Here is a 12,821-nt window from a genome sequence, read left to right as displayed (position 1 = left end):
CGGGTATCGCGACAGCCGCCAAGGGTGAACCAACCCGGCTCTAGCGCGCGGTGCACCTGACGCCCACGCTCAATATCAAGCGCAATAACCTGACGGCGCACCTTGTGCAGGCCATCGAGGGCATGTACCAGAAACCGGGGGGAGCGGGACGCTGAAGCGGAGCTTCAAAATTGATAGCTGCCAGCGCTTTGTACAAAAGCGCTGGCAGCTGTTTTTGCTTAATTTCTAACCCGGTGTGATGGGGCTTGAACCGTTCGCCTGAGCGATACGGCAAACACCAACAACCGGGCCCCTGTTTTTAGCTGCCGCCGCCCGTTGCACCCGTGGCAGTCACCAGGGTAGCGTTGCCCACGCTCGAGTTATTCAGCGTGATCCCGCCCGACGAGCTGATAGACACGGGCAGGGAAACTGGGCGAGATGTGGCATTACCCAGCATCCATTGCAGATTAACGGGGCGGGGAGCGGCGCCCGCTACAAAGCCACCGATAGGAAGGAAAAAGTTGCAGCTGCTTATGGTGATTGTCGGCAACGTGGCCATGAAATGGGGTGGAAGAAAGGTCGTGCTGGTCACCTTGAATATGCAGGAGCCAAACGACATGTCACCCTTTGCGGTACCGCCGTCCGAGCTGAGTTCAAACTTGGGTTCAGCGCCGGTGCCCGTCAGCTTCAGCTTGGTTGCAGCAGTCGTTTCAAATGCTGGTACGGCGTCAAACGCAAACTCCTTGTCCAGGATCGCCGTCACTGCGGCCGGGCCGCTGGCCTTGTCGATGGCCACCGTGGTGTTCGCCGATACAACCTGATCAGGCGCTGGGTCATCGCCGCCACCGCCACATGCAGCCAGCAACGCGCTACCGCCCAACACCACAGCCGCCAAAGAAATGTTGTTCAAACGCATAAATTTCCCCTTCAGTAGTTAACACAAACGCATCAAAAAAACCGCTAGAAACATATTAATCGAATTGCCGGAAGATCAAGCAAGTTTCAAGCCCCGCTTGCTCCATTTAGTCCAACTGGTTGCGCGCGTGGAGAAAAAACGACTCCCGCATCCGCTGCACCTGGTCTTTGATGAAATCTGGCGTAATGCGGCCCGAGTTCAGCTGCTCCACCTCGGGCTGGTAATTCAGGGCCACCGGGCGCACGGAACGGCTGTCAACCCAGTTGTATGCGTTGCCGCCATTGGTCATCAAGGTGCGGATGGACTGCGCATAGCGTGGCGTGCCAGCCAGCTGCACCGTGCCCGCCCCCATGCCCTGGCGCGGCGTGAGCGGCAGGCTCAGCTCCAGGCCCACATAGGTGTTGGAGCCACCCTTGCGCGCAAAAACCTGCACCGCCACATCGCCAAACCAGCGGGTAAGCGCCAGAGCCGGCCCGGTGGAGCGGTCGGTGTACTGGTGGTAGCCGCCTTCAACCCAGGTTTTTGAATCGAACTTCCAGCGGTACGACGCGGCATAGGCCTCTTGCGTGCGAGGCAGCGCACTTCCCTGCTGGCGCAGGTAGCTGCCCTTGAGGTGCACCGTGTCCTCGTTCCAGGGCATGAACAGGATCGACTCGCCCTCCACGCCACGGTAGTTGTGGTTGTAGCGGCCCACACCAGCGCTGGCAAACACCCGTGGCCCCAGCCAGAGCGACTGTTGCAAGGCCAGCGTTCTCAGGCCATTGCGGTGCTGCGAGCTGGCAAAGATCCGGCCCGGCTGCATGTTGTCGGATTCGTCCAGGCGCTGCACCACATCGGCATAGACCTCGGCGCCGCGCCACAAACCGGCCGTGGCACGCACGTTGGCCGCCAGCGAATAATCAAACGCACCAAACTCGGTGCCCAGGGTGTAGTTGAGCAGCGGCTTGAGCTCAACCCGCACCCGCGTGCGCTGCACGGCCTCGCCAGCCCACTGCACCGCGCTGGTGCCAAAGCCGCCCCCCTGGCCCACGCGCATGCCAACGCGCACCGGCGAGGCGTCGCCATCGCGCAGAAAGCCGCGAAACGCCGCCACATCAACCGACGTCTCCAGCACCTGCTGGCCCGCCTTGAGCGTGACGGCGTTCACGCGCTCCACGCCAGCGGGCGCGTATTCAGCGGCCAGGCCCAGCACCACGCCCAAGGCATCGGCCTCGTTGTGCAGGTAGCGGTAGTTTTCGTATTCGACCCGCATCTCCTGGCCCAGCATGCCAACGCGCACACGATCGAGGCCGCTGTCGCGCAGGGCGCGGGTCAGGTCTTCCATGCGGTCGTGCGCGGTGGCCGCCATGCCGTCAGCAGGCGCCGTGCCTGGCAAAGGCAGCGGCGCCAGCGGCCGAACGGCATCGGCCCAGGCCTTGCGGGTGGTGTCGGATGCGCCCAGCGCCATTACCAGCGACACATTGAAGCTAGTGTCATCGGCGGAGCGCCCCGCCAGCGTTTTTGCACCAAAAGAGCGCTGCAGCGTGCCCACCACATAGCCATCGGCCAACCAAGGCAGCGCTTCAGACTGGTAACGCAGACCGGCATGGCGCTGCGTGCCATCGGTTTCGGCCAGCAACGAAAGGCCCCTGTTGCCCAGAAACAGCTCGGCCCCGCCAAACACGCCGTCCAGCACCCGCGCGCTTTGGGCCCGCTCCAGCGCCGGCTTGCTGCGCGCATAGCCCAGCGACCAGCGCACCGGGCCATATTGATCGCTGGCCACCACATACTTGGAGCTGAAATACACCGCGCCACCGCTCAGGTCGGTGGCGCCCACGGCCAACTTGGGAATGCCGGGCACATCCAAAGGCAACTGCCATTTCACATTGCCAGAAATGTCGCGCGGCCCACTCACATCGAGGGCGCCAGGCGGCACGGAACGCGGGTTCTGGTATTCGGCAAACCGTCCAAAAAGCTCCACCCCCGGCAGCAGTCCAAAGCCCAGCGTGTAGTTCTGCTTGCGGCTGAAGTTGCCCAGCTTGGGGTCTACATAATTGCCCGCGCTCAGCGCCATATCGCCCGAGCCCAGCACATAGGCCGAAGGAATGGTCAGGCCGCCCGTGGCGCCCAGGGTGGCCACACCCAAATCTTGCGGTTGCGCCAACACCGGCAAAGCCAACAGCCCCAGCGCCGGAAGCCATTCTTTGAAGGTGGTGCGCGCAACACGCGTTGTAAACTTTTGATACATGCTGAGGTCTGATGAAAATGTCAGGACAAAGGGGACGCTGAGAGCCATGTCAATGCCGTGGCAAGCCAGGGCTGGGGAAACCACATCAGAAATGTAGCCAATGGCACTTTTGTGTTTCTTTCGGCAACATTTTTTACCATACATCGTATTGATTCGGCGGGAATTATTTGTGAAACCCGCCCTGACTGGGCTTGTCGAAGGGCTTCGACAAGCCCAGCCCGAACGGTTGTTTCAAGTTCAAAGATGCCGGATCAATCACAACGTGCGGCGCGAGGCAACGCCCAGGCCGCGTACGGCCTCACATACTCATGCACCAGCGGATTGCAAGCCACATCGGCAAGCGGGCACCATTGCCAGGCGCTGTGCTGCTCGCCCACGGGCAACGCAAGCTGCGCCACCTCGGCCCACGTCAGCGCCAGCCAGTGCGGCAGGTTCACGTAATGCGTACTTGCGTCAGGGCTGAAAGCGCTGTCGGGGTAGAAATGGTCCCAGGCACCCATCAGCTGCGCACGGCTTGCCCACATGCCGGCAAGCTGCGGCGCCAACCCCAGCTCATCGCAGGCCACACGCTGCAGCGCATGGGCCAGGGCTTCGTTCTTGCGGATACGCCCACCCGGCGTAAACCACCAGCCGCGCGCGGGCGCATTGAGGCGCTGGCCCAACAGCAGCTGGCCGTCAGGATTGGTCAGCACCCAATCGAGCGAGACCAGCGGCAACGCGGCCACGGCCGCGGCGAACGCGGGTGCCGGCAGCAAGGCTGCATTGTCAATATGTGCCACTACCCTGCCCCTTTACGCCGGCGTTGTGCTTCATCGTGGTGGAGCACCCTTCGATACGGCCTGGCGGCCTACTCAGGGCGAACGGAGTATGTTTGCTTGTTCGTGGTGAGCACCCTTCGATATGGCCTGGCGGCCTACTCAGGGCGAACGGGGTGGGGCCTTTGGTATGGCCTGGCGGCCTGCTCAGGGTGGGCGGGATAGAACCACCGTTCGGGGTGAGTAGCGCGTAGCGCGTATCGAACCCTGTCGTGGGCCCGTGTTGTGGTTTGACGTACCCTTCGATACGGCCTTGAGGCCTACTCAGGGCGAACGGAGTATGTTTGCTTGTTCGTGGTGAGCACCCTTCGATACGGCGTGGCGGCCTGCTCAGGGTGAACGGGGTGGGGCCTTTGGTATGGCCTGGCGGCCTGCTCAGGGTGGGCGGGATAGGACTACCGTTCGGGGTGAGTAGCGCGTAGCGCGTATCGAACCATGAAGCCTTCACTTCGAAAAATCTTTCTTCGCGAATTTTGAAACTGCTGCCCAGTCGCCTGTGAGCAAGGCTTCTTTTTTGCGGCGGCTCCAGCCCTTTACCTGCAGTTCAGCCGCCAGGGCTTCTTCGCGGGTGGAGCATTCCTGTGTCCACACCAGTTCAACCGGTAGGCGCGTAGAGGTGTAGCCGCCAGTTATTCCCGACTGGTGCTCGCCTATGCGTTTTTCGAGGTTGTCTGTGTGCCCGGTGTAATAGCTCGCATCGGCGCAACGCAGGATGTAAACCCAGAACATATTTTTCCCCTCAAATTAGGCACCCTTCGATACGGCCTGTGGCCTACTCAGGGCGAACGGTGTATATCTGCACTTTGGTGGTGAGTACCCTTCGATACGGCCTGCGGCCTACTCAGGGCGAACGGGGATCAGTGCCTGCTTCACCTACCTTGCCCCCCCGCCCGTTCGTGCTGAGTAGCGCGCAGCGCGTATCGAAGCATGTCCTGCGCCCGTGCTAGCCCTTCGATACGGCCTGCGGCCTACTCAGGGCGAACGGTGTATATCTTGGTGGTGAGTACCCTTCGATACCGCCTGTCGGCCTACTCAGGGCGAACGGGGATCAGCGCCCGCTTCACCCACCTTGCCCACCTCGCCCGCTTCACCCACCTTGCCCACCTCGCCCGCTTCACCCACCGCACCCACCCCGCCCGTTCGTGCTGAGTAGCGCGCAGCGCGTATCGAAGCATGCCCCAAACCAGTCGAAGCGCTAATACGCGTTCTTGTGCACAAAACCCTTGAACAGCGTCGCAGCGATGATCTTCAAGTCCAGCGCCAGCGACAGGTTTTCGATGTAGTGCAAGTCGTATTCGACGCGCTTTTGCATCTTGTCCAGCGTGTCGGTCTCGCCGCGAAAGCCGTTGATTTGTGCCCAGCCGGTGATGCCGGGCTTGACCTTGTGGCGCAGCATGTAGTGGGGCACCAGCTCTTTGTAGTGCTCGTTGTGCACCACGGCGTGCGGCCTGGGGCCGACGATGGACATGCGGCCTTGGAGCACGTTGATGAACTGGGGCAGCTCGTCCAGGCTGGTGCGGCGCAAGAACGCGCCCAGCGGCGTGATGCGGGCATCGCTCTTTTGCGCCTGCGTGACCTGGCCGTTTTGCTCAGCGTGCACCACCATGCTGCGGAACTTGTAAACCCAGATCTCTTCGCCGTTCCAGCCATGGCGGAGCTGGCGGTAAAGCACCGGCCCAGGGGACGTGAGCTTGATGGCCAACGCAATGGCCAGCATGACCGGGCTGATCAGCAGCAAGATCAGCGCGCCCAGCACCCTGTCTTGCACCGCCTTGACCAGCCGAACATCGCCCGTGATGGGCGAGGCCGAGAGGTCGAGCATAGCAATGCCCACCACCTCGCTGATGCCGTGATTGATCAGCCTGAGCGCAGACATATCGGGCACCAGGCGAATGTTGGCCGTGCTGTGGCGCAGCACATCCAGCGTGGCAAAAATGCCCGCCTTGTCGCCCACGGGCAGGCACAGCCACACCTCGTCCACCGGCTGCTGGCCCCGCTGCGCCGCCATGAAAGGCGCCAGCGCCTCGGGCGGCAGCGTGGCCAGCACGCGCAAGCCACTCCAGGCCGACTGGGCCAGTGCCTGTTGCACATGCTCGCTGGTGGGGCCCACACCCACCAGCACCACTGTTTTGAAGTTATAGCCCTTGCGGCGCAGCCAGTGCAGCCCGCCGTAAACCGCCAGCCGCTGCAGGCACAACACCACCAGCGTGCCCGCGACCCAACCCACAAACCACATGCGCGACAGGTCTGACGACGACTTGGTTACAAACAACCAGAGCAGCACGCCCCCCACAGAGCACAACCAACCCGACGCGACCGAGCGCAGCATGACCCACAGATCATTGACGCGCCAAGAGCGGTAAACGCTGCGCGAAAACGTCAGCAACATAAGCGAGGCCGCCAGCACCGCCAGCTCGTATTGCGACGGAATGCGGGCATGCTCGGCCGTGCCGAAGTACCACCAGTAAGCCCCCCAGCCACAGCCCCAAATAATGCAAGCATCCAGCGCCATCGCCACATAGCGAACAGCGGGCGAAGACAGCCTTAACGGCGAACGAAGCATAAAAACCTCAGTTTGACCAACCCCACACCCACCAGCGCACCGGCCACATCAATGCCCACATCCACCCAGCGCGGATGCCGGTCGATGGCGAACACCTGCAACCCTTCGGTCAGCAACGCCAGCGCCAGCAACACCAGCACGGTGCGCAGCACGGACCATGCCAGCGGGCGGGCGGCCAGCACCATGGCCATGCCGGCAAACAACACGAAATGCCCGGTGGAAGACACCCATGACGGCGCATGCAAGGCCTGCACTGCGCCATTGCGCCAGGCGTTAGGCATTTGCGTGCCCACCAGCAGGGCCAGCAGCTGCAGGCCGATCAGCGCGCGCGAAATTTGGTGTGACATGGCGACATTTTGCATTAACAACTAGATGCACTATTTTGAGGAGAGGGGGCATTGAAGATGCGCGGGGTTGCAGGTCAGGGCAGGCTCTTCGACCCTTCGACAAGCTCAGGGCAGGCTGAGCTCAGGACAGGGTTCGATACGCGCTGCGCGCTACTCACCCCGAACGGCGGTTCTATTGGGTTCGCCCTGGTCACCTCCCCCCGCCCGTTCGCCCTGAGTAGGCTGCAAGGCCGTATCGAAGGGTGACAGCCCCCCGCCTCATTCCAACACCAGGCGCCTCATGGTTCGATACGCGCTGCGCGCTACTCACCACGAACGGCGGTTTTATTCCCCCCCCCGTTCGCCCTGAGTAGGCCGCAAGGCCGTATCGAAGGGTGACAGCCCACCGCCTCGTTCCAACACCGGGGGTTTCATGGTTCGATACGCGCTGCGCGCTACTCACCACGAACGGCGGTTTTATTCCCCCCGCCCGTTCGCCCTGAGTAGGCCGCAAGGCCGTATCGAAGGGTGACAGCCCAGCGCCTCATTCCAACACCCGGGGCTTCATGGTTCGATACGCGCTGCGCGCTACTCACCACGAACGGCGGTTTTATTCCCCCCCGTTCGCCCTGAATAGGCCGCAAGGCCGTATCGAAGGGTGACAGCCCACCGCCTCGTTCCAACACCAGGGGCTTCATGGTTCGATACGCGCTTCGCGCTACTCACCACGAACGGCGGTTTTATTCCCCCCGCCCGTTCGCCCTGAGTAGGCCGCAAGGCCGTATCGAAGGGTGACAGCCCCCCCCGCCTCGTTCCAACACCGGGGGCTTCATGGTTCGATACGCGCTGCGCGCTACTCACCACGAACGGCGGTTCTATTGGGTTCGCCCTGGTCACCTCCCCCCGCCCGTTCGCCCTGAGTAGGCCGCAAGGCCGTATCGAAGGGTGCCAGCCCCCCCGCCTCATTCCAACACCGGGCTTCATGGTTCGATACGCGCTTCGCGCTACTCACCACGAACGGTGGTGCTATTCCCCCCCCGTTCGCCCTGAGTAGGCCGCAGGCCGTATCGAAGGGTGACAGTCCCCCGCCTCATTCCAACACCGGGGGCTTCATGGTTCGATACGCGCTGTGCGCTACTCACCACGAACGGGTGCCCCCCGCTCGCCCTTGCCAATCACTGCCAAAGCGGCTGCTTCAAACTGGCGCAGCACCGCATCGCGGTCCAGGTGCGCCAGTGCATAGGCGCGACCTGCAGCGCCCAGCTGCTGGCGCAGCGCAGCGTTGCCAGCCAGGCGCAACAGCGACTGCGCCATGGCCTGCGGGTCTTCGGGGGGCACCACAACGCCGCAGCCCTGCACCACCGTGGCCAGCTCGGTGCCTGGGTGGGCTGTGGCCAGCACGGGGCGGCCGCTGGCCAGCATGCCGGTGAGCTTGCTGGGCATGACCAGGTCTGCCGCGTCGGCCCGCTGCGGCAGCAAGTGCACATCGGCCATGGCCAGCAGATCGTTCAGCCGCGCCAGGGGCTGCAGATCCAGAAAGCGCACATTCGGCAAGCCAGTGCAGCGCTGCACCAGGTCTGCACGGCCTGCACCGTTGCCGCAGAACACAAAAACAATAGCAGGCTGCGCAGGCCCAGCAAGGGCTAGGCACAGTTTTGCCACATCAGCCAACAGATCCAGCCCCTGCTTGCCGCCCATGTTGCCCGAATACAGCGCCACCACCGCATCGGCGGCAATGCCCAGCTCGGCCCTGAAGCCGCCCGTGCCAGCGCTGCGCGGCAAATCACTGCCCTGCGGGGTAATGGCCGACACATCCACCCAATTGGCCGCCAGCACCGCACGCGCGGGGGGCACGCCCTTGTCCAGCAGCCGCTGGTGCATGCGCTGCGAAATCGTGCTGACCACATCAAAGCGGCGCATCAGCCAGCGCTCGGCCCCGGCCACCAGCCCGCGCAAGAACTTGCCACGCAGCAGGCCCAAGTCAAACGCCGCATCCACCTCAAAGTCTTGCACATGCAGCCAGGCCCGCGCCCCGCCCAGGCGCGCCACACCCAGCGCGGCAGGCGCGCAAAACAGCGCGGGCTCTACCACCCACACCACATCGGGCCGCCACAGCACTTGGCGCAGCATCACCGGCAAGCTGCCCAGCGCAAAGCTGGCCAGATGCAACAGCCGCTTGGCCCCGCCCGGCTGCGCCGGCACCCACAGCGGGCAGCGCCACACATCCACCCCCTGCCAGCGCTCGCGCCGCCAGGTGCGTGCCGAATAGCCCGCGCCCACGGCCCAGTCGGGGTAATAAGGCGGCGCCGTAACCACGCGCACCTGGTGCCCGCGCGCCGCCAGCCACGCGGCCATCTCGCCCGTGTATTTGCCAATGCCCGTGAGCTCAGGCGCGAAATTGATGCCGTGGAGAAGAATTTTCAAAAGGCTAACCGAGGTGAAGAAACAAAAACAAAAACAAAAACAAAATTAGAAAATTTTATTCGCCTCAGCCGCATTTTTCAGCAAGCAAAGTTCAACCAGCAGCGACGGCGTGTTGTCGCGAATAATGCTCCACACAGTATCGTTGTCGATGCCAAGATAACCATGAATCAACCGATTACGCGTGGCAACTATCAATCGCCAGGGGATTTTTGGCGCAAATTCGCGAACATGCTGTGGAATATGGGTTGCAGCTTCGCCAATCAATTCCAAATTGCGTAGCGTTGCGTCGTAATGCAGCTTGCTCTGCTCAAAAGCAGACTGGTCATAGCCCTCGGTATAAGTCAGTACGTTGTTGGCAAAGCCGATCATGTCGTCAACATAAAAGCGCCAGGCGCGCAGCCCAGGGCTGTTTGCGGCTTGATCAGACATACAAGGCTTCTTTTTCAATATAGGGCCGCAACTCCGGACGCAGCGCCCTGTCGGTCACCAGATCGACCGGGCAGCCCAGCAGGTCTTCCAGATAAAACTGCACACCAAAATAGCGCGCCGACGTGGCGGGGCCATCGAAGGCAATTAGCACATCCACGTCGCTATCCGGGCGCGCCGTATTGCGCACCGTGGAGCCAAACAAAGCCAGGTTTGTGACGCCGAAGCGCTGGACCAAGGCTGCTTTGTGCTGAGTCAGTAATTTCAGAACTTGTGTGCGGTCCAAGGGATTCTCCTGGGCAAACGAATGGGGAGCGAACTGATGGTCATGCAACCGGGCTGCAGGGTCAATAGCTATTGTTAGCTCGGACTGGGTTTGGGGCATGGATTGCTCAAAGCCCCATTCATAACGAGTAGCGCGCCCCCACCGCGTTCGTGGCGAGTAGCCCGCGCCCACGGCCCAGTCGGGGTAGGTAATAAGGCAGCGCCGTGACCACCCGCACCTGGTGCCCGCGCGCCGCCAGCCACGCGGCCATCTCGCCCGTGTATATGCCAATGCCCGTGAGCTCAGGCGCGAAATTGATGCCGTGGAGAAGAATTTTCAAGAAAACAACCGCATTCAAAAACTATAAAAACAATAGCTACCCGCGCTTGCTGGATAAGCGCTAAAGGCATATTTCACGGATTAGTGACATACCTCAGACCACCCCGTTCGCCCTGAGTAGGCCGCAAGGCCGTATCGAAGGGTGATGCCCCCAGCCCCATGGTTCGATACGCGCTTCGCGCTACTCACCACGAACGGCGGTTTATTCCCCATTCACCCCCAGCAGGCCGCAAGGCCTATCAAAGCCCCCACCCCATTCACCCCAACCAGGCCGCAAAGCCCTATCAAAGCCCCCACCCCGTTCACCCCAAGCAGGCCGCAAGCCCTATCAAAGCCCCACCCCCGTTCGCCCTGAGTAGGCCGCAGGCCGTATCGAAGGGTGATGCCCCCAGCCCCATGGTTCGATACGCGCTTCGCGCTACTCACCACGAACGGCGGTTTATTCCCCATTCACCCCAAGCAAGCCGCAGGCCCTATCAAAGCCCCACCCCATTCACCCCAAGCAGGCCGCAAGCCCTATCAAAGCCCCCACCCCGTTCACCCCAAGCAGGCCGCAAGGCCCTCTCAAAGCCCCCACCCCGTTCACCCTGAGTAGGCCGCAGGCCGTATCGAAGGGCCCCCACCATCCCATCCACCCCCTGCAACTCACCCCCAAACACTCCAAAAACAATAGTTACCAGCGCTCACCCCACAAGCGCTAACAGCACATTTCATCTAAATTTCAGCACCACCTGCCGTCTTGGCAGCCGACACCCGCGCCTTCACCGGCTTGCACGGATACCCAAGGCAAACCATGCCCCCAGGCATATCCGCAAACACCGAACTGCGCGCACCAATCACAGCCCCAGGCCCAATGCACACGCCCGGCGCCACAAACACATCTGCCGCCACCCAGGCCTCGGCCCCAATGGTGATCTTGCGGGCGCGGATGGGAAAGTCTGGCTGCGTGTAGTCATGGTCGCCCGTGCACAAATAGCTGCTTTGCGACACTACCGCGTGGGCGCCAATCTCAATCTCGCCCAGGCTGTACAGCACCACATCGTCGCCTACCCAGGCGTGGTCGCCAATGCTCACCTTCCACGGGTAGGTGATGGTGACGCTGGGGCGAATGACTGCGCCCTGGCCCACGCGCGCACCAAAACACCGCAGCAGCCAGCGCCTGAAGCCGTAGGCAAACTGAGGCGAGCCATGAAACAGCGTGGACTGCACCAGCCACCACATTTGCACGGCGACGGCCGATCGGCCGCGGAAATGGGGGGGAAGTCTAAACTCGATCAAGTTCTGAAAATATTCACGCATTTGTATTTATATTTTTGCATTCAAAGCATCGCGATAAAGATTATCCCATTGACTTAAAATAACAGAAAGCGAAAATCTTGAAATTGCAAACCGCTCCGCATTAGTAGCGATTTTAACGGCCAAAGAAGGACGTGTCAGTAGTGACCGGATACCAAAAACAAATTCTTCAGGAGTTTTAGCAATGACTCCTTGCCGCCAATTTTTAATCCCAACACCCTCAAACGCCGCCGGAGATCCCACAACTGGAACACCTAGTGAAAGAGCCTGAACGGTTCTGTTCTTTTGACCTGTTCCATTAGCATCAGGCAAAACAACAATGTCTGCACTTTTTATCGCTGCAGCATAGTCTGGCACCCACTCGAAAACTGAAATTGCACTATCACCTTTTATCAGATGATGTAGCGCTCCTACGGGTGATGCCCTGCACAAAAGCAAGAGCTTCAAGCCAGGAAAATCGCAAAGTAGCTTCGGAAAAACATTCACCAAAAAAGACACCAGACCATCTCTTATATAACCAACTCTTATATCCCCAGAAAAAACAAGGGTCGGCTTCTTTAAAACAACACTGTTGGCCTGCTCATCCGACGTTTTAGCAATTTCTGTATTCTGCACCATAGGCAAAGCAACAGAAATATCTCGGACCTTGATCCTTGGATTCAATTTAGTCAAATATCCCGCATCGGCTGAAGAAACCACATGTACAACTTCCGCGCGCGGGAGCAAAAAAATTTCAGCCACTAAGCCAACCAAAGCAGCAACAAATCTTGCAACTGCTTTTACATGCACTCCATAAGATTTTCCCAGACGAAACTGCCGAAGCGACCAGGCATCAACTACGCTCAGCACAAAAGGAATATTTATGCTCGAAAAGACAAGTGGCGCCAAAGGAATGCCTTCTGCGTGAACCAAGTCAAAATCACTTTGGCACTTCAAAAACTTATCCCGTACTTCATCGCGCCACACACCGCCACCAACAGTCCGCATCATTCGAAAAAGCAAAGCAGATGAGTAGGAACTACTGTCCTCAAAAACCTTCAAGAGAGTCAGATTCGGATAATTTTCACAAAAACTTTTTTGATCAAAAGAAAGAGATTTTTTGCAAATAACTAAAAGCGAACATCGATAACCACGTTTACTAAGCCCGTCAATTACCCGCAAAGTCTGCTCATGAGCCCCCTCAACAGGAGGAAAACTTATATTCGAAAGAATGAACAATATTTTCATATTTATTTCAATACATTC

At 60.3% G+C, this 12,821-nt stretch carries 12 protein-coding genes and 1 pseudogene; 1 reads left to right on the top strand and 12 read right to left on the bottom strand.

The window, feature by feature from the left end:
- Positions 1-298 precede the first annotated feature (298 nt).
- From CCX87_RS09500 to CCX87_RS09485, 4 genes are all read right to left on the bottom strand, one after another.
- Positions 299-895, bottom strand: coding sequence for a hypothetical protein (locus CCX87_RS09500; protein ID WP_087745805.1), 597 nt, complete (start codon positions 893-895; stop codon positions 299-301).
- Between the two features lie 106 nt (positions 896-1,001).
- Positions 1,002-3,122 (bottom strand): YjbH domain-containing protein, encoded by a 2,121-nt coding sequence (locus CCX87_RS09495; RefSeq protein WP_158211996.1) that lies wholly within the window; start codon positions 3,120-3,122, stop codon positions 1,002-1,004.
- A 251-nt stretch (positions 3,123-3,373) separates the two neighbouring features.
- Entirely contained in the window at positions 3,374-3,901 is a 528-nt protein-coding gene (locus tag CCX87_RS09490; RefSeq protein ID WP_198314781.1) for an NUDIX domain-containing protein, read from the bottom strand.
- Positions 3,902-4,381: 480 nt separating this feature from the next.
- Positions 4,382-4,666: a GIY-YIG nuclease family protein gene (locus CCX87_RS09485; RefSeq protein ID WP_087745799.1), complete on the bottom strand. Its 285-nt coding sequence runs from the start codon at positions 4,664-4,666 to the stop codon at positions 4,382-4,384.
- A 270-nt stretch (positions 4,667-4,936) separates the two neighbouring features.
- Here CCX87_RS09485 and CCX87_RS21315 point away from each other — a divergent pair, with 270 nt between their 5' ends.
- The gene (locus CCX87_RS21315; RefSeq protein WP_158211997.1) at positions 4,937-5,086 is read left to right on the top strand and encodes a hypothetical protein; all 150 of its coding nucleotides are present in this window, start codon (positions 4,937-4,939) and stop codon (positions 5,084-5,086) included.
- A gap of 46 nt (positions 5,087-5,132) precedes the next feature.
- On the opposite strand, the gene CCX87_RS09480 is transcribed toward CCX87_RS21315, so the two are convergent.
- From CCX87_RS09480 to CCX87_RS09445, 8 genes and pseudogenes are all read right to left on the bottom strand, one after another.
- Positions 5,133-6,500, bottom strand: a complete 1,368-nt coding sequence (locus CCX87_RS09480; RefSeq protein ID WP_087745797.1) for an undecaprenyl-phosphate glucose phosphotransferase — start codon at positions 6,498-6,500, stop codon at positions 5,133-5,135.
- Positions 6,482-6,847 (bottom strand): VanZ family protein, encoded by a 366-nt coding sequence (locus CCX87_RS09475; RefSeq protein WP_157667118.1) that lies wholly within the window; start codon positions 6,845-6,847, stop codon positions 6,482-6,484. Before CCX87_RS09475 ends, CCX87_RS09480 begins: the two co-directional genes overlap by 19 nt.
- Before the next feature lie 1,113 nt (positions 6,848-7,960).
- Positions 7,961-9,250 (bottom strand): glycosyltransferase WbuB, encoded by a 1,290-nt coding sequence (locus tag CCX87_RS09470; RefSeq protein ID WP_087745794.1) that lies wholly within the window; start codon positions 9,248-9,250, stop codon positions 7,961-7,963.
- Positions 9,251-9,295: 45 nt separating this feature from the next.
- Positions 9,296-9,679: a HepT-like ribonuclease domain-containing protein gene (locus CCX87_RS09465; protein WP_087745792.1), complete on the bottom strand. Its 384-nt coding sequence runs from the start codon at positions 9,677-9,679 to the stop codon at positions 9,296-9,298.
- Positions 9,672-9,962: a nucleotidyltransferase family protein gene (locus CCX87_RS09460; RefSeq protein ID WP_087748267.1), complete on the bottom strand. Its 291-nt coding sequence runs from the start codon at positions 9,960-9,962 to the stop codon at positions 9,672-9,674. Before CCX87_RS09460 ends, CCX87_RS09465 begins: the two co-directional genes overlap by 8 nt.
- Before the next feature lie 187 nt (positions 9,963-10,149).
- Positions 10,150-10,281, bottom strand: a pseudogene (locus tag CCX87_RS09455) (colanic acid biosynthesis glycosyltransferase WcaI); the annotation flags it as partial.
- 713 nt (positions 10,282-10,994) lie between these two features.
- Complete coding sequence (locus CCX87_RS09450; protein ID WP_087745789.1) at positions 10,995-11,579, bottom strand: putative colanic acid biosynthesis acetyltransferase; 585 nt, start codon at positions 11,577-11,579, stop codon at positions 10,995-10,997.
- A 6-nt stretch (positions 11,580-11,585) separates the two neighbouring features.
- Complete coding sequence (locus CCX87_RS09445) at positions 11,586-12,803, bottom strand: glycosyltransferase family 4 protein (RefSeq protein ID WP_087745787.1); 1,218 nt, start codon at positions 12,801-12,803, stop codon at positions 11,586-11,588.
- Between the last annotated feature and the right edge of the window lie 18 nt (positions 12,804-12,821).

This window comes from Acidovorax sp. T1 (assembly GCF_002176815.1).
Lineage (GTDB): Bacteria > Pseudomonadota > Gammaproteobacteria > Burkholderiales > Burkholderiaceae_C > Acidovorax.
This window is presented reverse-complemented; position numbering and strand designations above follow the sequence as displayed.

Bases quoted from the DNA above. Each gene is read 5' to 3' on its own strand.
- CCX87_RS09475 (WP_157667118.1), bottom strand. From the start codon at position 6,847: ATGTCACACCAAATTTCGCGCGCGCTGATCGGCCTGCAGCTGCTGGCC.
- CCX87_RS09500 (WP_087745805.1), bottom strand. From the start codon at position 895: ATGCGTTTGAACAACATTTCTTTGGCGGCTGTGGTGTTGGGCGGTAGC.
- CCX87_RS09465 (WP_087745792.1), bottom strand. From the start codon at position 9,679: ATGTCTGATCAAGCCGCAAACAGCCCTGGGCTGCGCGCCTGGCGCTTT.
- CCX87_RS09445 (WP_087745787.1), bottom strand. From the start codon at position 12,803: ATGAAAATATTGTTCATTCTTTCGAATATAAGTTTTCCTCCTGTTGAG.
- CCX87_RS09485 (WP_087745799.1), bottom strand. From the start codon at position 4,666: ATGTTCTGGGTTTACATCCTGCGTTGCGCCGATGCGAGCTATTACACC.
- CCX87_RS09495 (WP_158211996.1), bottom strand. From the start codon at position 3,122: ATGTATCAAAAGTTTACAACGCGTGTTGCGCGCACCACCTTCAAAGAA.
- CCX87_RS09450 (WP_087745789.1), bottom strand. From the start codon at position 11,579: ATGCGTGAATATTTTCAGAACTTGATCGAGTTTAGACTTCCCCCCCAT.
- CCX87_RS09480 (WP_087745797.1), bottom strand. From the start codon at position 6,500: ATGCTTCGTTCGCCGTTAAGGCTGTCTTCGCCCGCTGTTCGCTATGTG.